We start from the raw sequence: 21,371 nt of genomic DNA, 5'->3' as shown, positions 1-21,371 counted from the left end.
GGTCTTGCACTGACGTTGCTATCCGTCAGTGCAAGACCCCTTTCTATTTGCCGGTCGGCTCAGTTTGGGCTGCTTTGCAGCCGATTTCCGGCTCACTTCACGCCGCCGCGCGCGCCGCATTCATCCGGCCGAATACGAACTGCCCCAGATACCAGACCAGCTCGGTATTCGCGAAAATTGCATCTTCGGTGACCGTCGACGGTTCGAGCTTCATCCGACGCAGCATCAGCTTGCCTTCGCGCGACGCCGTCCACGCATGCATCAGTTCCTTGCGCGTCTTCGCATCGGCGGCGTTGAAATGGTCGCGGCCCTTGCGCGAATCCTCGTTCATGCGCGCGCGCACTTCTTCTTCGCGCGTCGCGATGCTGTGCGCCACGGTCTTTCTCGTTTCGGTCTTGACCGCCTGTTCCTGCGTTTCGTCGGCGAGCAGTTTGGCCTGTACGTCGACCATCGTGCGCTCGGCGTCGGAGATCTTCCAGTTGTCGCGTAGCGCGCGCATCAGGTAGCCCGCGGGGCTCTTCTTGACCTGGCCGCGCTTGACCCTGAAGCGCGTGTATTCGACGGCCTGCTGGATGCGTTCGTCGGTCCAGAGTTCGCGGTTCTCCGAAATCTCGCTGAACTGCTTGGTCGAGAGCCCGAATTCGTCGGTGAGAATCTTGTACAGATGGCTCGCGTCGGCGAGGCTCGCGAGTACCGCGTCGGCTGTGTCCTTGCGCTTGAGCAGGAAGCGGATGCGGTCGATTTTCTTCGACGTCGTGGATGCAGTCCGCGTCTCATAGGACATCTCGACGTCCGACACTTCGTTGATCTCGCGCACCGCCGGCTCGAGCCAATCGCGCTTGAAGTATTTGAAGATGGCGGCATTCGCGCCCATTTTGCCGGGCCAGTTGCGCATTTCCTCGAGCTGGATCCAGTCGGTGCGTCCCGCGGGCACGTTGGGCAAAACTTTGTCGTAGATCGCGCGCGCGAGACTGCGCGTGAACGCGGTGGAAATGCGCAAGCTCAGCCAATGCGATTTCTGCGGATCGCGGATATGCGGCACGAGCCGCGGATGGACGTCGAAACGCATACGTCCGCGATGAAAGCCGACCATGCCGATCAACTGAACCTGCACCCACAGATCGTTTTCGTTGGGATCGCGGTCCGCGGGCGTATTCGTCACGCGGACTTTCGCGTTCTGAGCTTCGTCGGCGATCGTGCGCAAGTGCTTCAGGTTGCGGCTGTCGTAACGCATCAGCCACTTGAAGTAGTTGAGTTCGACGTCGTACTGATCGCGCTGCTCGGGCTCCTGTGCGACGATGAAGTACGCGGCATCGAGAAAGCGCCGCGCCGGCAGCCCCATATTGACGATTTCGGTGAAGAAATCGTTGCGCTGATAACCGATCTCGCGATTGGCCTCGTTGATGCGCAATCCCTGATCGAACATGTCTTCGAACAGCGCGAGCGCCATCTGGCGTGACGTCGCTTTCGACCTGCCCTCTTCCGGATTGTCCGCGGCCATGTTCTTCATCCACTTTTTCGCTCCCGGGACTGTAAGCATGCGGTGGTGAGCTGTCAACACACAGAACCTCACCATCAAACGACCGCGGCGGAGGCCGTTTCGGCGTCCCTTCCGCGTTTGGGCACACAGAACCTCACCATGTTCACAAAGAACCTCACCTTGCGGGCGGGCGTTCCCGCGGCGAGGCCTTATGCGACGGCCCTTTCAACCTCGTTCCCAGTAGCTGCACAACCCACCTCACCTTCGCGATTTGACGCAGTGGCAAACACATCGAACCGCACCTTGGTGGGGAATCAGTCTCACCTTGCTGCACAACCAACCGCACCTCTGAGCACAGCGAACCTCACCTTCGACACAACGCACCTCACCTTTTGGAACCTAAGTGCTTGAACGGATTGAATAGTGCTTGGTTGCGTTAGTTTGTGGGTTTGTTCTCGGTTTTAAAAAAACCTACCAACCCGGCACACACAAATGCGGCTGAAGATTGCGCGATGCAGCATGGTGAGGTTGATTGTGCGAAACGTTGAGCGGGGTCGGAAGAGCTGTTGCCAAGGTGAGGTTGGTTGTGCTGCGACTGTGATTGGCAACCCCTAGTGATGAGCTGAACCTCTGGCTGACGGCCTGGCGCCCGTGTATCGCCGCTTCTGTGGGTGAGGTTGATTGTGCATTTGCGTTCTAAGTGCGGGGAGCTCTCGCAGGGAGGTGGCGAAAATCTAACAATGGTGAGGTCGATTGTGCAAAAGATCGCCGGACCGGTCTTTCAGGAAATGAGAAAGTGCACAAATGACCTCACCCAGTGCCTAAGTCTCGAGCAGGAGTGCCGACTCCGCTACCCAGATTGCGAAGAAAGGTGAGGTCATTTGTGCCTTCGAGGACGCAGTGTTTCGAGGCTCGTTTAGTTTCCACGGCGATTCCGCAACCGAAAACGGTCTGGAAATACAGAAATTTGCAGAAAATCCGCATAAAAACAGTAATTTAAAAAGCTATTTTCAAGTATTTCATGTATTCTGAGGTTTCTGGAATTTTATGGAAAAACCTCAGAATGGTCAGAACGAGCCAACTTCCTGCCGTAGACCGAACCGTTCACTTTGAGCAGATCAGTGAGTTCGCAGAAAAGGTCACCATTTTCACTAATGAGCTGCGTGACACGATTCTGGCTCCGCGTCCTCGAAAAACGGCTCCCGTTTTCAAGACCGGCGAGATTGCCGAGATGTGCAACGTCTCACACTCGCAGGTTCAGTATCTCGCGACAAAAGGCGACGGAGAACTGCCTTCGGGCACGGCGGCAGGCACGGGCCGCACCCGGACCTTCACGCTGGAAGAGGCGCGGATCTGGGTACAAAAGATTTCCGACATCTACCAGACTCCGCTGGTCACGCGCCTGAAGGAGCCAGACGGGAAGATCATTATCACCGCGCAGCTCAAAGGTGGCTCCGCCAAGACGACGACGACGATGTGCCTCGCCCAGGGGCTGTCGCTGCGGGGACGCAAAGTGTTGGTGGTTGATCTCGACCCGCAGGCGTCGCTTTCGGAGCTGTGTGGACTGTACGCGGAAAAAGACGTGACGCCTGAAGACACAGTATTGCCGTACGTCTACGACCAGGACAGCGAAGGTGGCCTCGAGGGGCGGGTCCAGTCGACGTACTGGGATGGCATCGACGTGATTCCTGCGCACACGGAACTGATTGGAGCAGAGTTCCATCTGCCGGCGATGCAAAAGATGCGACCGGGTTTTCGCTTCTGGACCGTGCTTCGTCAAGGGCTCGAGCCGCTGCGCAAGAAGTACGACTACATTCTCATGGATACGTCGCCGTCGCTGTCGTACCTCAATCTGAACGCGCTGATGGCCGCGGATGCCATGGTGATGCCGATGGTGCCGGAAAACCTGGACTTCATCAGCTCGCTGTCGTTCTGGCGACTTTTCTCGGACGTGTCCAAAAGCTTTATCAAATTCGAGACGGACAAGAAGTACGACTTCGTGTCGCTGGTGTTGTCGCGGGTCGATTATGGGCGGAACTCGTCGGCGCCGATCGTGCGCGCGTGGGCGCAAAGCGCGTACGAAAACTGGCTGCATTCGATCGAGGTACCGGCGAGCTCGGTGATGAGCACCGGGGCGTTGGCGTTCTCGACCGTCTTCGACATCAGCAGCAATCACAGCGCGGCCAAGTCGTTGCAACGCGTGCGGCAACCTCTCGTCGACTACTGTCGCTGGATCGACGAGATCTATTCGGAAAAATGGAGGAACGCGCAATGAGCAATATGCGAGAACAGTTGCTGGCCAAGACCTCGGGCATTCGCAAAACTTCGTCGATCAACGAGGACGAGGTGAAGCGCAGCAACCGCACGCAAACGGCGCCCGGCCTTGCCGGCGCGCTGGCCGTTGCGCAACTTCGCGTGCAGGAACTGGAATCGACTGGCGTCGCATCGCAACTGGCGGTTGCAGGCATCTTGCCGAACCCTTGGCAGCCGCGTCGCGTGTTCAACGAAGCAAAGTTAGCCGAGCTCGCGGAGTCGATCCGCGAAGTTGGACTGATGCAGCCGATCGTGGTCCGTCGTGTCGCGGACGACTATCAGATCGTCGCCGGCGAACGACGCTGGCGTGCGCACAAAATGTTGGGGCTGGAGACGATCAAGGCCGTGGTTGCGGATTGCTCCGACTCGGATATGGCCGTGCTCGCAATGGTCGAAAACATTAGCCGCGACGACCTTGCTGACTATGAAATCGGCGTGGCGATTCGTCGATCGGAAACAGAGTTCCCGAATCGCAAGCGACTGGCGGAAGCGATGGGATTGTCGCGGGCAGGTCTGTATCAGTTCTTGTCGTTCGACAATCTGCCGGACTTCATCAAGAAAGATCTCGATATTCAACCGCGACTATTGGGCGGGACTGCGGCGCAAGCAATTGCAGCGGCTATCAAAAAGCATGGCGAGGATGGCGTTAAAGCCGCTCGCGAAATTTGGCCTCTGTTGGTGAGAGGCGAAATGGATCAGGGCAAGGTCGCGGCGGGAATCACCGCCCTGGCGACCCGGCAGACGACGTCGGGTGGTACCAGCGGACGCAGCATCGAGAAATTTTTCGCGGGACGAGAGCACGCTGGGAGCATCACAAAGGATGTGAGTAACTTCACGATCAAGATCAAGACCGGAGTGATCACCGAGGCGCAAGAAGTTCAGATACGACAGTTGATCGGACAGATGTTCCAATCGCAGCCGAAGACGAGCTAATCGGTGGTTCGGTTGTAGTGTTAAAAGGCCCGCTTAGTGCGGGCTTTTTTTCGGGTCAATCAAATCGCTCGACCTCGAAGAGTGTCTAGAGTCTAGACACTCACTCCGCAGCCCTACCTTTGCGCCATCCGGTGTCTAGACTCTAGACACTCTTGACGACGCACCCCCGATGCCGATGAAAGCGTGCCGCGTCCGCGCGAACGCACATCCTTCGTGCCTTGCACGACCCGTGGAGCGATTCACGCAGTATTGCGTTCGCAGCGATCTCGCAGGCACCTGCGGCGGGTCAGCCGCTCGCCATGAGCGAGACAGCCAATGACTGGGGATTTCTGATGCATCCATTGAGCCGGGCTCGGCTGCTTCGTTGACGGTCGCATTACCCGGAGCACATACAAAATCGCACGGGCGACATATGACGGACGGGATGGAGCGCCTGCCCTCTGTCCTATAAACGGAAACTCTATTCCGGCAGGCCATCCACGGTCATTCTCAACCCAACGCCGCATCACGCGTTTCCCCGAGACGACTCGACTCCGCTATCGTCGGTTCCAATCTTCTCAATGAGAAAGGCCGCGGCCCTTAGTGCGCGACGTGCATTGCACATGGTTGTCCATGAACAGCTGTGTTCATGATGGCGCTGTCGGCCGCAGCAAACGTCGGCGAAGATCGTCGACGTCCCGCAAGAATGCTTCACTCTCCCGGTGTACCTCAGGCAATGAACGCGCGCAGCGTTGAGGCCACCGCTTATCGACCGCAAAGTCGGCAGTCGTTCTGCCGGAAAAGCTGTTCCGTACGATTAGCAATGAAAGCGGCACGAACAAACGCGCAAAGGAAGGGCTGTGAATGGGGCTTGCCTCAGCGAACAGACGACATGCGTCAAGATCCGGCGGGAGCCAGTTATTACTGGAACGTCGCGCTAAGGGACCCCGAATCATGTATCGCGCGTTCTCTCAAACGATGCATCGCCGTTTCGCAAACGGTGTTCGCCACGGCGCAAGCTTGTCCTCAAATCAGATCCTGTTGCTAATCCAGCGTCTCGATCGACGACCAGAAAGTCAATCGCGAACGCCTGCCGGCCGCGATGAATTGGTCGTAATCGCGTTAAACCAACATCCCACCGTCGTCAAGAGAGGACACTCTAAAGGTAGTTGATGTCGGTCGTCACGCCTACCGATCTACCCACCCGCCGGGGAGACACCCAGATAGAAGTATTCGAAGGGATGCATCGCAACCGCGCCGATCATTTTTGGGCAAGCATCGGAGTAGTGAGTGACTCGACCGCAACGAATGATCTCCGTCCGATCGTATGTCACGCCACCCGGATGGGCCTGCGTCAGACCACTCGTTCAGCGCGAAATCAACATCGCTGCTCCCAGATCATCCGCAAGAAATCTGTCGGACGATGGACGGCAGGATAGGTGAGGGCAAGCGCGGAAATCTCGCGAACGTAAAGAGTCTCTCCCGGCCCGCCCTGTGATAAAGACGATCGCGCATCGGCAATGCGAGCGACTGTCAGTCGCCACGCGTGTGGCCAACTTGAACTTCAGCAGATGCAGCGGTCGCGCATCGGCGACCTAACAATATACGGGGACTGAACATACCGCCAACTTTCGCGAACTAAATATCGAAAAATGAGTGACTCTTAGCCAATACGAGCGAGAATTTTCGATTCTTCGGCCAATCTCGCCAACCGACACGGCGTGAAACATTGCGAAACGTCTTCTATGCGTGTCAACCTATTGTTTTAAAAGACTTTTTTCACCAATGCACGCCATTGTTTCACGCCAATCAGTCAAATTGGTGCACGATACCCCATCACTCCCGCCAAACGACGACAACGCGCAAGAATGAACACACGTGCCCCGCCAATCCGTAACGTTCAATACGTAATTTGTAGCGAAAGAATTTCGAGCGGCCGTCGCGATCTTTCGAGCGTTCCGCTGACCTGACCGCTCATTCAAACCAATCTTCCGCGCCTGCCTCGATCACGCTGGCTTGATTCGGAACGCTGTACCAGTGATTCGAACGGAGCCCAGCAACAGCAAGCTCGTCAACCCCGAGCCCAAGTCCGAGCCGCCGCGAAAGACAGCTGGCCCCGCCGCCATCGCTTCGCTATCCGAGCCTCCCCGCAAACCTCCCCGCGCTGATCGATCTGTGCAATATCCTCATGCAAGATCCGCCGAATCTCGAGGATCGCCCGCGGCGTCTCCTGCACACTGTGTCCAGCAACAATCACCTTCTCCGACAGCGCGCCCACGAGATGCGCGCTGCGATAAGGGACCACGCCATCGTCGGAATCTTCGAGCGGCCCGTTTTCGCGCAGCTGTTCGATGCTGCTAGGCACATGGAAGGTCCGTCCCTGCGGTTCGATGTTCGTCGCCGTCTGCATCACTTCCTCGATCTCGTTCAGCAGGGCAAGCGGCAGACGCACGAGGTTGGCCGCCCAGCGCGACAGCCGGTTGCTCGCGAACGGCGTGCCTCGATGGGGGGCCGCGATAAATATGGCGCGCTCGATTTGCGGCATCGGCGTGAAGTTCAGTAGCCGATCGGGCCGCTCGTCCTCGCGATCGATATCGGTGCCCTCGGGCACGTACTTGTCCTCGAACGTCGCCCAAAGCGCGTCGCCGGAAGTCGACACGAGCAGCCGCGCCAGAATGCCGCCCATGCTATGACCAATCAACACCATGCCATGCGACGCCGGCACCGTACCGTCTCGATCGAAGTGCGCGAGCGTCTGTTGCGTGGCGCGGCGGATGCGCGCGAGGTTGACCAGAATCGGCACGTTGGTCGGGTAGTAGACCTGCCACACCTGGAAATGCTGGCGAAGCACTTCATCGCCCTGAATATCGTTGGCGACGTTGACCCATGCTTCGGGGCTGCTCGCGAGGCCGTGCAGCATCAGAATGATCCGTCGATTGGGATCGAACGGTTGCATCATGTAGATGCGGGGCGTATCGATACCGTGTGCGCGTCCAAACAGCGTGCGCAACGATTGCCCGGCGAAGCCCGAGCGCGCGAGCCAGATGCCGTAGCCCGCGCTGAAGTTGGCCGAAAGTGGCACAGTCTGGCCGTGTCGCTCGACACTGTCTTCGCGATACGGATCATAGACGGACAGCACGACCTCATGCGAGGCAAGCACCTGTTCGAGCGTGGCCTGGCTGAACCAGATCGACGCGGTCATGTTCGGCGACGGCATCTCGCGGAAAAAGCGCGACGCCGGCCTTGGCCGTCCCGCGGCTGCCGACGACACGCCGAGGTTGAACGGTGCGCTCGCGGGACCATCGACGCGGGCGGACACACGCGTGTCGGCGCTGGCATTGCCACCCGCATCGACATCATCTTCAGGCGGCGGCACGTTCATCACAGCAACGAGTTCCGCCCCCAAACCATCGCGTCGATAAATGCTACGTATCCCCGCGAACGACAGCCGCGACGCCGGGATGACTTCGCGCGGTTCGCGCACGCCTTCGGGTAGCCGGGTTCGGCTCAGGTCGGGATGAATGGACCAGCCTGCCATGTACTGCGTACCCGGCACGCCGTTGCCGGCATCGGTAGCGAGCGCGCCACGCAGAAGCAGCGCGTGGGCAAGTTCTTGCACCGCCTAGTTGTAGTAGTCACGGACCTGGGTCTGACGATCTTCGAATGCACGTTCGCCAGCAGTGCGTTCACCGAGGAACAGAAATGCATACGCGAATCGCGCGGCCCCGAGCCACAGATCGAATTGCGCGTCGCTCCAATCGCTGGCGTTGGCCGGCGTGTTGGTGATGGCGATCTGCAACGACAGTTCGGCGAGGCTCGACAATCGCCGGTCGGTATTGATTCCGTCGACGGTCGAGATCGTATTGATGCAATCGAGCGGCTCACGTTGGCAGGTGTTCCCATCGAGTGCCGCGATGTGCAGGGTGTCTCGCGTCGCGGCGCTCAGACGGCCGGTCGATAGAATGTCGCCGCGGCGCATCGCGATGTACTGCTCCGGGCCTTGTGAGCTGACGGTGACCATCGCGCAACCGCACAGAAGACCGCCAGTGAGCAGCGCGAGTGCCGCGCACCGCGATGTCCACGATGCGAGCGAGCGCGTCATGATGCGTCGAACCGGTTCGTGCGAGAGGGCAGCCGCGCTACGCCGATGCAAGCGATGAACGCTGGCGGCGGCCCGCGACGTTGCAATTGCCAACTTTCTTTTCACGCAGAGTTGCGTCACCCATCGGCGAAACAAAAATTCCTTGAAACCTATAGCGTTTTTTCCCCATGGCATTTCGTCAACAGTACAGCAGAATAGCCATGCGTATATTTCATCAACAGAAGCCGAAGCAACCATAGAACGAGTCGGTATGACCGTAGCAAGTCGCGAATCGATTGACGGCTTGCGCATTGTTCGGCCATGATGCCTGTGACGAACTGAAAGGGGCCAATGACGCACGCATGACACGGGCAAACCACCAGTGAACTGCGCGAAGTCATGAACGCCTATGACGGCTTTGATATACCGCTTAAGGTAAGCAATCGATACGATCGTGCTGCGCCTGTGAGGCTCTTGACAGCGAATTGTTTGGGAACTTTAATAATTTTGCAGCAAGGTTCAATCGAAGGGATCTGATTCAACGCTGCAATCCGCCCGCATATTCATTCGTCTTCAGGTTTTGCGGAATCGTCGTGCATTCCATACAGGGCGGATTCGTCAAGTTCCTCAGTCTTGCTTCGGCATGGCGAAGCAGTTTGGCAGTTCGACAGGATGCCTGATGAACGGAGCCGGAATGACGACACATCGGTCGCGGCTGTAGTCCTGACGGCCACAACACAGTTGTCGCCGATAGACTGGTTTGAACGACGTTGCCGGTCCGACAGAAGGGATGCCGCTGTTCCTCGAATCTGACCTGGCCGTGGAAGTCGAAGCGGATGCACCCATCGGTCCACTGTCATGGGCCCCTATGAATTGCTGAGCAACCTGTAGGGTCTCGTATTCGCCGGCCCGTGAGCTACGTTGCCGCTGGGCTTACGACACGGGTTGCGCCAGCAGTCAGCCGAGAACGTCATGAATGCAAACCGCTCCGATGCACCGCGGCCTCGCCGATCAGGCGGAATCGCACTGACCGGCGCATTGTCGTGCGCGTTGACCTGCGCGCTTGTCGTTTCACTGTCGGGCTGCCAACGGCAGACCGAAACACAGAGTGGCGATACGAGGCCAGCCGTGCAGCTCACCAGGGTCGAACCGGCCGACGCTTCCGCCATTCGCATTTTTACCGGGCGGGTCGAGCAGACCAGCATCTCGCCGCTCGCCTTCGAAGTATCGGGCCGCGTCGTGCAGATCGCGGTGCTCGAAGGCGCGTCGGTGAAACGCGGGCAACTGATCGCGCGGATCGACGAGGAACCCTACAAGCTGCAACTGCAACGCGCGAACGCGCAGTATCAGCAGCTGAGCGACAACCTGAAGCGCCAGGCGGTGCTGCGCAAGGACGGCATTCTGTCTCAGGCTGCCTATGAGCAGTTGTCGGCTTCCACCGATGCCGCACGCGCGGCACGCGACCTGGCGAGCCGCGACCTGCGCAATACCCAGCTCGTCGCGCCATTCGACGGCCGGATCGCTCGCCGCAACATCGAGATCCAGCAGGTCGTGCAGGCTGGGGCGCCCGCGTTCAATCTGGAAAACATCGGCCGTGCCGATGTCGGCGTCGATCTGCCTCAGAGCATTGCCGAACGGCTATTCGTCGACAAGACGCTGAGAGCCGAGGCGTGGCTGCCCGGGCGGCCGCAGAACCGCTTCCCGCTCGTGTTCCGCGAACGGACCACGCAGACCTCGCCGACTTCGGCGGCCTACCGGCTCGTGTTCTCCATCGAAGGACCGCAAAGCGCGATGCTGTTCCCCGGCATGGCGATGCGCGTACAGATTTCCGAAACGGCGCGTCAGGTCGCGCAAAACGGCAACAAAGGGTACTTCGCGATTCCGATCGCCGCGGTGTCGATCGGCGCGGACGGTCAGCGCAGTCTGTGGCGCTACGACGCCGCGTCCGGCCGTGTGCATGCGGTGCCGGTCAGCGTGCGCGAAATTCGCAATGACGATGTGGTCGTCGCGGGGGCGGTTGCGGCGGGCGACCGCGTGGTGGCCGGCGGCTCGCAGTTCATGAAAGAGGGAATGGCGGTCCGTCCAATGGATGCGCCTCAATGAATCTCGCGCGCCCCCTTATCGAAAAGCCGCTGATCGCGTGGGTTCTGACGCTCATCTCGCTGTTGGGCGGCATCTTCGCGTACTACAACATCGGGCGGCTCGAAGACCCGAAGTTCACGATCAAGACCGCGGTCGTCGTGACGCTGTATCCGGGCGCGAGTGCGCACGAGGTCGAGCAGGAAGTGACGGACCGGCTCGAAAGCGCGATCCAGCAGATGCCGCAGGTCGACAGGCTGACCTCGCGTTCCACACCGGGCTACTCTGAAGTCCGCGTCGAGATTCGCGACCAGTACACGTCGGCGCAATTGCCGCAGGTGTGGGACGAGCTGCGCAAGTCGGTATCGGATGCACAGCCCCGGCTTCCGCCGGGCGCGGGACCGTCACTCGTGCTCGACCGTTTCGGCGACGTCTACGGGATGTTCTACGCGCTGACCGGCGAGGGCTACACGCAGGCGCAACTGTATGAGTACGCGCGCGAACTGCGCCGCCAACTGCTGACACTCGGCGACGTGTCCGACATCGTGATCGCCGGTGAGCAGCAGGAGCAGATCTCGGTCGACGTCGACCAGTCGCAACTGATCGCCAACGATCTGTCCACCGACGATCTTGCGCAGACGCTGTTCGTGCAGAACGAGGTTCGGCCCGCGGGCCGCGAACGTGTCGGCGACCTGTCGTTGCGGATTGCGCCGTCCGGCTCGCTCGATTCGTTGCAGGCCATTCGTTCGCTGCCTGTCAACAATACGCCCGCCCCGCTGCTGCTCGGCGACATCGCGCGGGTAAGCCACGGCTACGCGACGATTCCGAACCAGGTCATTCACTATAACGGCCAGCCCGCGGTTACGATCGGTATCAGCGCGCGGCCGCGCGTCAATGTGGTGAGGGTCGGCGAGGAGCTCAAGGCGAGGCTCGCCGAACTCGAGCGTGACCTCCCGATCGGCATCAAGCTGCACTCGCTTTACGATCAGCCGCAGGTCGTCGACGAGAGCGTGCGCGGCTTTATCTTCGACGTGTTCCTGTCCGTGGCGATCGTCGGTGTCGCGCTGGGCATTGCGCTCGGCTGGCGCGCGGGCGTCGTGCTGGGCGTCGAGCTGTTCCTGTCGATCCTCGGCACGCTGCTGGTGATGTACGCGGCAGGCATCGAGCTGCAGCGTATCTCACTCGGCGCGCTGATCATCGTGATGGGCATGCTGACCGACAACAGCATCGTGGTGGTCGAGGGGATGCTCGTGAAGGTTCAACGAGGCATGTCGCATCTCCAGGCGGCGACCGAGATTCTCAAACAAAGCCAATGGCTTCTGCTCGCGTCGACCATTGTGGGGATTCTGGCTTTCTCGGGCATCGGCCTGTCGCCGGATTCGGTCGGCGAATTCTGTGCGTCGTTGTTCGCCGTCGCTGCGATTTCGCTGCTATTCAGCTGGGTGATCGCCATCGCCCTGACACCGCTGTTCGGCACGTATCTTTTCAAGCCCGCGGACATCATCGATGACGACCCGTTCAAGTCGAAGCTGTACAAGCGTTACGGCGAGCTGTTGTCATGGGTCACCCGACAGCGCGTGCTCGTGGTCATCGGCCTCGTCGCGCTGACCGTGCTGGCCGGGTGGGCGTTCCGTTTCGTCGAGCGGAGCTTCTTCCCCGCGTCGACCACGCCGATCTTCTATGTCGACATGCGTTTGCCGCGCGGCGCCGATATTCGCGCGGTGGTCGAAAAGAGCCGCGCGGTGGAGAAGCTGCTGCTCAAGCATGCGGACGTCACCAACGTGCAGACGTATATTGGCTCGGGCGCGACGCGCTTCTCCCTCGTCTACGATCCGGAAACGCGCAATCCGTCGTACGCGCAGTTCATCGTCGGCGCGAAGGACCAGAGCCTGATCGACGACATGATTCCGGACATCGAAGCGGACCTGAAGAGGCGCTTCCCAGAACAGCAATGGACGGTCACGCGGCCGAAGTTCGGTCCCGGCGGTGGCGCGGCCATTCAGGCACGCTTCTCCGGACCCGATCCGGCCGTGCTGCGCCGCTTGTCTCAAGAAGCACAGAATGTGCTGAAGGCGGACGGCCGCATCATCGCGATTCGCGACGACTGGGAGGACCCGATCAGCATCGTGCGGCCGGAATTCGACGAATCGCGGGCGCGCTCGCTCGGTGTGACGCGCCGTCAGGTTAGCGACACGATGGCTTATGCAAGCGAAGGCCTGCGGGTGGGCATCTATCGCGAAGGCGATCAGCTACTGCCGATCGTGCTGCGTTCGCCCGACTACACGCGTGGCGTCGCGGGTCTGCAGGACCTGCAGGTGTTCAGCGCGGGGCTGCGCCGTTACGTGCCGCTCGGCGACGTGGTCAACGGCTTCGCGGTCGGTACCGAGGAAGGCCAGATCGCGCGCGAAAACCGGATTCGCACGCTGACGGTTTCGGCCAACCCGATCTATGGGCAGAACAGTGTCGACGCGTTCAACCGCATACGCTCCAGCATCGAGAACATCAAGCTGCCACCGGGCTATAGCTTCGAATGGGGCGGCGAGCACGAATCGTCGACGCGCGCGCAGCAGAGCCTGTTCCGTCAACTGCCGCTCGGCTTCATCGGCATGGCGCTGCTCGTGCTGATGATGTTCGGACGCCTGAAGCCGGCGCTCGTCGTGCTGCTCGTCGTGCCGATGTCGATCGTCGGCGTCACGCTCGGTCTGCTGCTATTTCGCGGCGCGTTCGGCTTCATGGCGTTGCTCGGTCTATTGAGTCTGATCGGCATGCTGATCAAGAACGGCGTGGTGCTCGTCGAAGAGATGGATTCGCAGATCGCCGCGGGCGTGCCGCGCATGCAGGCGGTGACCCACGGCGCGATGAACCGTCTGCGGCCGGTGATACTGGGGGGCGGTACGACGGCGCTCGGCATGGCGCCGTTGTTGTGGGATCCTTTCTTCAAGGACATGGCGATCACGATTATGGCGGGCCTCGTTTTTGCCACCGTGCTGACGTTGGTCGCCGTGCCGGCGCTGTATGCGATGCTGTTCTCGATCAGGCAGGCGGAATGGGAGCCGGGTCGACACCCGGAAGCAAAATGATCCGCGCGCGCCCTTATCTTCTCGCCCTCGCGGCCCTGCTGCTCGAAGCCGGCTGTACGGGTTCATTGCAGCTGCAAAAGCCCGCCGCGTTTCCGCCGCAGTATTCGGAGGCGCAACCGGGCGTGGCGACACCGATGTCCGAGCAGCAGCTCGCGGCATGGTGGACCCAGTACAACGACCCGACGCTGAATAAACTGATCGATCTCGCGCTCGCGCACAACTTCGACATCGCGACCGCTTACGCACGCGTCGATCAGGTGCAGGCCGGGATCCGGCTGGCTCGCTCGCAACTGCTGCCGTCGGTCGGTGCTGGCGTGAGCGCCGCGAAGTATCACGGCGGCGAGACGCAGCTCGAGTTCGAGGAAGTGCTCGGCATCAACAATACCGATGCGCAGTTCTGGCGTGTCGGCTTGCACGCGCAATGGGAGATCGACCTGTTCGGTCAGGGACGCGCAAGGCTCTCGGCGGCACGCGAACAGGCACGCGCGGCCGCGGGCGACGCGGAGGCGGTACGCCTGAGCGTGGTGTCGGGTGTCGCGGATCTGTACGTCACCTATCGCGGGCTGCTGCGTCAGCGCGCGATTTTGCTGCAGAGCCGCGCGATCGCGGACGACTTCGTCAACATCGCGGAGAAGAGCTTTAACGCGGGTCTCGTGCTGAGTACGGACATCGAAGCAGCGCGCGCCGGCCGCGCGCAGGTCGATGCGCGTTTGCAGGACGTGGAGAACGGCATCGCGCAGGCACGACTCAATTTGCAGAATCTATGCGGCGTGCAGCCCGCGGAATTTGCGGGGATTCTCGATGAAAGCGACACGCTGATGACCGCGCTGCCGCATATCGAGCCCGGCCAGCCGGTCGACCTGCTGATGCGGCGCCCGGATCTGATCGCGGCGCAGGCACGCGTGAATGCGGCGCTCAGGCAGTCGGATGTCGCGCGGCTCAACTACTGGCCGACCATGTCGTTGAGCGGTTTGCTTGCACGCAATGGTTGGGAGATCGCGGGTCAAAGCCTCGGGGCCAGCACGTTCTGGCTATTCGGCGCGGCGATGGCGCTGCCGCTGATCGACTTTGGCGCGCGGCGCTCGCAGGTGGAGTCATCGGATGCGCAGGCGCAGCAGGCCATGTTGAACTATGAAAAGACCGCGCTCGGCGCGTTCTATGACGTCGACCGTGCACTGGCGCGTTTGAACCGGCAGGACGAGTTGTTCAAGGCACGCAATGAAGAAGTCACGCGTCGCACCACGCAGTTGAGCCAGGTGCGACGTCGCTACGAACTCGGCGATACCGGCCGCGTCGATATCGATCAGGTGCGGGTTGCGCTGCTCGAAAGCCAGTCGTCGCAGGCGAGGGAAGAGGTCGGCGAACTGCAGGCACAGTTCGCGCTGTTCAGGGCGATGGGAGGCGGCTGGTTGGCCAATCCGCCAGTGGCCTCGAATACACGAGCGCCGACGGAAGCCGCGCCCGCCACCGCGAGGGCACCGGCGCCGGCCTCACAGTGAACGACCAGGAGGAGTGCGGTCCGGTACTCGCAAGGCCGTTGGCTTCAGTCGCGAGAACTGACAGGAGATGCGCAATGCACGCGTACCTGCTCCGCGTAAGCCCATTTCTGGAGGAAATCAGCTTCTCTGAAGGGTGGACGATGGCAACCCAGGTCGAGACGAAACTGTCGTTGCCCGCATTGACCGCGATGGTCGTCGGCTCAATGGTGGGCGCAGGGATTTTCTCGTTGCCGCGCAATTTCGCGCGCGCGACCGGACCGTTCGGCGCGGTCATTGCATGGTGCGTGGCGGGCATCGGCATGTATGCGCTGGCGCGCGTCTTTCAGGCGCTCGCGCAGCGACGGCCCGAGCTCGATGCGGGCGTGTTCGCATACGCGCGAGCGGGCTACGGCGATTATGCGGGCTTTCTATCCGCATTCGGCTACTGGATGGCCGGCTGCTTCGGCAACGTGTCGTACTGGGTGCTGATCAAATCGACGCTTGGCGCTTTCGTGCCGGCCTTCGGCAACGGCAATACGGCGACCGCGATCCTCGTGTCGTCGGTGGGCATCTGGCTGTTTCATCTGGTGATGCTGCGCGGCGTCCAGCAGGCCACGATGATCAACACGATCGTCACGGTCGCGAAGTTGATTCCAATCGTGCTGTTCATCGTGATGCTGATCGCGTTGTTTCGCGCCGACATGTTTCGCGCGAATCTGTGGGAACGCAGCGATCAGATCGGCAAGGGCTTGTTCTCGCAGGTTCGCGCGACGATGCTCGTCACCGTCTTCGTGTTCGTCGGTATCGAAGGTGCGAGCGTGTACTCGCGCTATGCGAAAAAGCGCTCGGACGTCGGCGCCGCGACGATCACCGGCTTCGTCGCCGTGCTGTGTCTGCTGGTGCTGGTGACGCTGCTGCCTTACGCGACCTTGCCGCGCGCCGATATCGCGGTGATGCGCCAGCCGTCGATGGCCGCGGTACTCGGCGCGCTGCTCGGCCCATTCGGTGTCGTGTTCGTCAGCGCCGGTCTGATCATTTCGATTCTCGGCGCGTACCTCGCATGGTCGCTGATCTGTGCCGAGGTGCTGTTCGCCGCCGCGCGTCTCGAGACGATGCCGCGTATCTTCGCGCGACAAAACGAGCGCAAGCTGCCGGTCGCCGCGATCTGGCTCACGAGTACCGTGGTGCAGTGTTTCGTAATCAGCACGTACTGGTCGACCGATGCGTTTGCGCTGATGCTCAATCTCACGAGCTCGATGGTGCTGATTCCTTATTTTCTCGTGGCCGCATACGGCATCAAGGCCGCGCGTGACGATAGTGGACAGAATGGCGGCACCTTGAGCGGCGCGTTGCGCACCGAGGGTTTCGTCGCGATGTTCGCGACGTTGTATACGGCCTTTTTGCTGTTCGCGGGCGGCCTGAAGTTCCTGATGCTATCGGCGCTGCTTTATGCGCCCGGTACGGTGCTGTATGTGGTGGCCAAACGCGAGCGCGGGCAGCGGGTGTTTTCGAAAGTCGAGTGGGTCATCTTGGCCGTCGCGGCCTGCGGCGCGATTGGCGCGCTGATCGGCCTCGCCACCGGCACGATCGTCATCTGAGCGGTCGATCATCGTAGTCGCACGAGCGCGGCTCGATCGGAACGTGTTCGCGGGAGAGCGATCGCAGCAATGGACAAGCGCGTCAGACTTTCAGCGCCGGGCCTGATGGCGATGGTGATCGGCTCGATGGTCGGGGTGGGCGTCTTTTCGTTGCCGCAGGCGCTCGGCAAATATACCGGCGTAGTCGGTTCGTTGATCAGCTGGACCATCACCGGCTCCGGCATGCTGATACTCGCGCTGATCTTTCAACGGCTCGCATGGCGCAAGCCGGAACTCGACGCTGGCGTCTACACGTATGCGCGCGTCGGGTTTGGACGCTACACGGGATTTCTGTCGGCGTTCGGCTACTGGTGCGCCAGCTGTCTCGGCAACGTGGCGTATCTCGTGCTGATCAAGTCCGCGCTCGCGATCGTCGCGCCTTCATTCGGCGCTGGCAATACGTTTAGCGCGATCGTCAGTTCCTCGCTGATGATCTGGGTGTTTCACTTTCTGATACTGCGCGGCGTGAAGGGCTCGTCGGTAGTGAATGCATCGATGACGGCCGCCAAGTTGTTGGCGCTTGGACTGTTCGCGGTGCTCGTGCTATCGAGTGTCAAGTGGCAGTTGTTCCTCGGGAACCTGTGGACCGTTCCCGAGCCGTCGGCGACCGGTCTGTTCGGCGAGGTGCGCAAGACGATGTTGGGCACGGTATTCGTGTTTCTCGGCGTCGAAGGCGCGAGTGTCTATTCACGGCATGCACGCGAACGGCGCGACGTCGGGGTCGCGACCGTACTCGGCTTTCTCTGCGTGCTTGCGTTGATGGTCATGGTCACGTTGTTGTCGTATGGCGTGTTGCCGCTCGAGCAGTTGGGCACGCTGAAAAATCCGTCGATGGCTGGCGTGCTGAGCGCCGCGGTCGGCGCCTGGGGCGCGGTCGCGGTCAAGCTCGGCCTGTTGATATCGGTACTCGGTTCTTATCTTGCATGGACGTTGCTCGCCGCCGAAATTCTGCACGCGGCGGGCAAGAGCCGCACGATGCCCGCGTTTCTCGGGCGAGAAAACCGCAACCACGTACCGGTCGCCGCACTGTGGATGACGAGCCTCGTGATTCAGGCCTTTCTGATCGTGACGCTGTTTTCGAAAGAAGCGTTCACGCTGGCCAAGGAGTTCACGACGTCGATGAGCCTGATCCCGTATCTGCTCGTCGCCGGCTATGGGTTGAAGCTCGCAGCGAGCGGCGAATCGTATGCGGGGCAGCCGTGGTCACGGCGCATCGATTTCATGCTCGCGCTGCTGGGCTGCGGCTACGCGCTCTTTCTCGTGTACGCGGGCGGCCTGCATTATCTGTTGATGTCGACCGTGCTTTATACGGCGGCGACCGTGTGGTTTTACATCGCCGAGCGTCGCAAGGGGAAACGGCCTGTGTTTACGCTGCTCGAACGCTGGCTGTTCATCGTGGTTCTGCTTACCGGGCTGGTCGCGTTCGTCGATCTCGTGCGCAATCATTTTGCGGCTTAAGGCTCCCGCTCCTGCTCCCGCTCGCGCGCCGCGCGGCTCACGTGATCGCGGCCTGGCGAATGCAGCGGATGAAATAGTCGGCCGGGCGCGTGTGAATCGCGCCTTCGCGCTGCATCAGATGCAGTCTCGCCGTGCGCGACGTTTCAATGAAACCCAGCTTTTTCATCTTCAACGATCAGGCACTGCCGATCGGCTCCGCCTACTGGGCCACGCTCGTCGAGCAATACCTTACAGCCTGACCTTCGCCAATTCGCGTTTCGCCGACCCGGCGTGCTACCTGGCCGGCGGCCAGACTACGTCCATATCGGAAATCGGCCTGTGGGTGCTCGGCAATCCGGCTGGCTTTCTGCTGCTGCTCGAAGGATTCCCGCGCGAAATGCGCGGGCGATCGCTCGGGATCATCTATAGCGTCGGCGTGACGTTGTTCGGCGGTTTCGCGCCGTTCGTCGTGACGTGGCTAATTGGCGTGACGGGCAGCGCCTATGCGCCGGCCTGGTACATGAGCGCGTGCTGTCTCGTCAGTCTCGCCGCGCTGACCGTATTCGACGAGCGCATTACCGATTAGTGACCGGAGTCACCGTCGATGTCATCCGGCCATACACAACAGGAGAACGAAATGAACGCACAGAAATGGCTGAAGCAAATGGGCCCGCGACCGCGGACCTGCTGTCGCCGCGGTCCGCTAGAAGAAACACGGCCGTGACGCCGGCGGCGATGGGGCATTGCGACGGGCCGACTGGGCTGGATGTTGAAAGCACTTCTTGCACCTAGGACGCATATAGGACTCTGCTGACTTTTTTCTTGTTAGCGCATTGTACAATCCGCCTCTGCGCAAGGCGAAGATGTTTTAATTCCTCGCCGACGAGTTGGGGTGCGTTGCGCTATCCCATCTTCATGATTGATCCATGCCAGGTTGCATGCCCAAAAATTGCTTTATCTTTACCAAAGCACACCGACTTTCTCACCGATTTTGCATCGTTTTAAAAAACACTGGTTCGAAAACTTCTATTTGCGTGGTGCCAAAATGCTTTTGTGGAACGATCAAGACAATTTGATATGCGCTATCTGGACTGCACCGCCTGGTGCGCTTAGATGATAGGCGTTCCCGACGCCGTTCGCTTCATTAGAAGCAGGAAGGTTGCGGCTCTCGATCTTGCTGCTGAGGTGTGCGGCTAGGCCCACGCAAACGCAGCGTCCCGTGGCGACACACAGGATCAGGGAAGTCGACGAGTGGATGGGACGAGATGCCCTGCGCCTTTCTCATCATGTAACGGCGTGAAATGCCATGGTACTTTGGTGACAAATCATGCAGGGTGTTTCGGCAAGGAAAAGGTATTCACCTGCGTGGTATGGAGTGTGAGTGAACAAAATAAGAGTGGGTATCGCCGACGATCATCCATTTATTCTCCTCGGCGTCGAGCATCTTCTTCAGCGTTGTCCTGACATCCAGGTCTGCTTCAAAAGCGACAGTATTGGCCTGCTTCTCCAGCGGTTGGTCGAAGTGCCAGTCGATGTTCTTGTGTGCGACTACGAATTCGAAGGCGATCCGTATGCCGACGGTCTCAACCTTCTTGACCGGATCCGGCGTGTCGCCCCAGCCATACGAGTAGTTTTTTTGAGTACGCATTCTTCCACGCACATCATTTCAGCTGCGCTCAACGCGGGGGCGGCCGGCTTCGTCGGTAAGGGTCCCGAGGGCTTTGTCAGCCTTACCGCTGCCGTCCGCGTTGCCAAAAATAAAAGCGTGTTTCTGCCTGATTCCATTGCGGACAAGATGTTGCGCGCAACGGGGCGCGCAGCGCAAGGCGGATCTTCTCTCAATTTGCTATCTGAAAAAGAATCGACGGTCGTGCGAATGATCTGCGACGGGATGTCGATCGCAACAATTGCCGAGCGGCTCAATCGCAGTCCGAAGACCGTGAGCAATCAGAAGAACGCTGGCATGAAGAAGCTCGGTGCCAGAAACGACGTAGAACTCGTCACAATCGTGCGCGAGTGGTCCTGCTCGTAGCAATTGCCGCGATTCTCAGGCGGATTCTGTCGTTCTCGTGGCGCCTTCTCCCTATCGTAGGGTGGTCCTGTGACCTGTTCAGTTCGAGGAATCGACACGCCGTTTCTCGACTGACCTATTTGGTATTTCATTTTGGGTATTGGCCCATTAACACCGATCTTCTTCAATGAGATCATTCCTCTGCCTTGACGATCGCTGGACGTCCCGGCTTCACAAGGGTTTGTAGTTCTGAAATGGCAACAAAGAGGAATCTCATGAAAAAACAAGTAACGCAACTCATGATCGCGCTGATGGGCCTGTCCGTCGCGCCGATGGTTTTCGCTCAAGCTGTACCGGGCACAGGTCAGGTAACGTTCAATGGAGAACTGTATGACGACACCTGTGTGATCAACTCGGGTGACGAGGACCAAACGGTCACGCTGCCTCGGGTGTCTTCGCAGACGTTGCCTGCGGCTGGCGTAGTCGGCGGGTCCACGCCGTTCAACATTTCGGTGTCGCAGTGCCCGGCAACGCTGACCCATGTCGCGGCGCATTTCGAGACCACGAACATGGACCCGGTTACGCGTAATGCCATTAACCAGGCAACTACCTCGCCGGCCGCGAACGTCGAAGTGCAATTGCTTGACCACAATTTCACGAATGGCGCGGCGCAGGTGCTTCCGCTGGGCAGCACGGGCGAGTTCGTTGCTGTTGGGAACGACGGTACGGCAACGATGTACTACGCCGGCCAGTACTATGCAACAGACAGAGCCACGGCCGGTAACGTGACGGCTGTTGTTCGCTACACATTGGCATACCAGTAAGCGAATCTAAGCCGAATGGCATCGGGTTGCTCTTCTAGT

The 21,371-nt window shown here is 60.2% G+C and carries 14 protein-coding genes; 10 read left to right on the top strand and 4 right to left on the bottom strand.

Annotated features, from left to right (window positions below):
* Window positions 1-97 precede the first annotated feature (97 nt).
* Window positions 98-1,501 (bottom strand): replication initiation protein, encoded by a 1,404-nt coding sequence (locus tag OKW38_RS04880; RefSeq protein ID WP_429332841.1) that lies wholly within the window; start codon window positions 1,499-1,501, stop codon window positions 98-100.
* 1,042 nt (window positions 1,502-2,543) lie between these two features.
* Here OKW38_RS04880 and OKW38_RS04875 point away from each other — a divergent pair.
* Window positions 2,544-3,755, top strand: coding sequence for a ParA family protein (locus tag OKW38_RS04875; RefSeq protein ID WP_184061762.1), 1,212 nt, complete (start codon window positions 2,544-2,546; stop codon window positions 3,753-3,755).
* A complete protein-coding gene (locus OKW38_RS04870) occupies window positions 3,752-4,726 on the top strand; it encodes a ParB/RepB/Spo0J family partition protein (protein WP_429360245.1) in 975 nt (324 codons plus the stop codon). Before OKW38_RS04875 ends, OKW38_RS04870 begins: the two co-directional genes overlap by 4 nt.
* Before the next feature lie 2,050 nt (window positions 4,727-6,776).
* On the opposite strand, the gene OKW38_RS04865 is transcribed toward OKW38_RS04870, so the two are convergent.
* Both OKW38_RS04865 and OKW38_RS04860 read right to left on the bottom strand, forming a co-directional pair.
* Window positions 6,777-8,324: an esterase/lipase family protein gene (locus OKW38_RS04865; protein WP_429360243.1), complete on the bottom strand. Its 1,548-nt coding sequence runs from the start codon at window positions 8,322-8,324 to the stop codon at window positions 6,777-6,779.
* 3 nt (window positions 8,325-8,327) lie between these two features.
* Window positions 8,328-9,098 carry a hypothetical protein gene (locus OKW38_RS04860; RefSeq protein ID WP_429360241.1) on the bottom strand — a complete coding sequence of 257 codons (771 nt, stop codon included), beginning with the start codon at window positions 9,096-9,098 and terminating at the stop codon, window positions 8,328-8,330.
* Between the two features lie 816 nt (window positions 9,099-9,914).
* Here OKW38_RS04860 and OKW38_RS04855 point away from each other — a divergent pair.
* The 5 genes from OKW38_RS04855 (at window position 9,915) to OKW38_RS04835 (ending at window position 18,518) form a co-directional block, all read left to right on the top strand.
* Complete coding sequence (locus tag OKW38_RS04855; RefSeq protein WP_429360239.1) at window positions 9,915-10,889, top strand: efflux RND transporter periplasmic adaptor subunit; 975 nt, start codon at window positions 9,915-9,917, stop codon at window positions 10,887-10,889.
* Window positions 10,886-13,945, top strand: a complete 3,060-nt coding sequence (locus OKW38_RS04850; RefSeq protein ID WP_429360237.1) for an efflux RND transporter permease subunit — start codon at window positions 10,886-10,888, stop codon at window positions 13,943-13,945. The genes OKW38_RS04855 and OKW38_RS04850 overlap by 4 nt, the downstream gene beginning before the upstream one ends.
* Window positions 13,942-15,444, top strand: a complete 1,503-nt coding sequence (locus OKW38_RS04845; protein ID WP_429360235.1) for an efflux transporter outer membrane subunit — start codon at window positions 13,942-13,944, stop codon at window positions 15,442-15,444. The genes OKW38_RS04850 and OKW38_RS04845 overlap by 4 nt, the downstream gene beginning before the upstream one ends.
* A gap of 140 nt (window positions 15,445-15,584) precedes the next feature.
* A complete protein-coding gene (locus OKW38_RS04840) occupies window positions 15,585-17,021 on the top strand; it encodes a basic amino acid/polyamine antiporter (RefSeq protein WP_429360695.1) in 1,437 nt (478 codons plus the stop codon).
* A gap of 69 nt (window positions 17,022-17,090) precedes the next feature.
* A complete protein-coding gene (locus tag OKW38_RS04835) occupies window positions 17,091-18,518 on the top strand; it encodes a basic amino acid/polyamine antiporter (RefSeq protein ID WP_429360233.1) in 1,428 nt (475 codons plus the stop codon).
* A 37-nt stretch (window positions 18,519-18,555) separates the two neighbouring features.
* Here OKW38_RS04835 and OKW38_RS04830 read toward each other — a convergent pair whose 3' ends face one another.
* Window positions 18,556-18,684, bottom strand: a complete 129-nt coding sequence (locus OKW38_RS04830; RefSeq protein WP_429360231.1) for a hypothetical protein — start codon at window positions 18,682-18,684, stop codon at window positions 18,556-18,558.
* A gap of 156 nt (window positions 18,685-18,840) precedes the next feature.
* Here OKW38_RS04830 and OKW38_RS04825 point away from each other — a divergent pair, with 156 nt between their 5' ends.
* The 3 genes from OKW38_RS04825 to OKW38_RS04815 all read left to right on the top strand — a co-directional run bounded on the left by OKW38_RS04825 (window position 18,841) and on the right by OKW38_RS04815 (window position 21,332).
* Window positions 18,841-19,083, top strand: a complete 243-nt coding sequence (locus OKW38_RS04825) for a hypothetical protein (RefSeq protein WP_090810684.1) — start codon at window positions 18,841-18,843, stop codon at window positions 19,081-19,083.
* A 795-nt stretch (window positions 19,084-19,878) separates the two neighbouring features.
* Window positions 19,879-20,529, top strand: a complete 651-nt coding sequence (locus OKW38_RS04820; RefSeq protein WP_090810686.1) for a response regulator transcription factor — start codon at window positions 19,879-19,881, stop codon at window positions 20,527-20,529.
* Between the two features lie 254 nt (window positions 20,530-20,783).
* The gene (locus OKW38_RS04815; protein ID WP_090811826.1) at window positions 20,784-21,332 is read left to right on the top strand and encodes a fimbrial protein; all 549 of its coding nucleotides are present in this window, start codon (window positions 20,784-20,786) and stop codon (window positions 21,330-21,332) included.
* Window positions 21,333-21,371: the final 39 nt, after the last annotated feature.

This window comes from Paraburkholderia sp. MM5496-R1 (assembly GCF_050436205.1).
Lineage (GTDB): Bacteria > Pseudomonadota > Gammaproteobacteria > Burkholderiales > Burkholderiaceae > Paraburkholderia > Paraburkholderia tuberum.
This window is presented reverse-complemented; position numbering and strand designations above follow the sequence as displayed.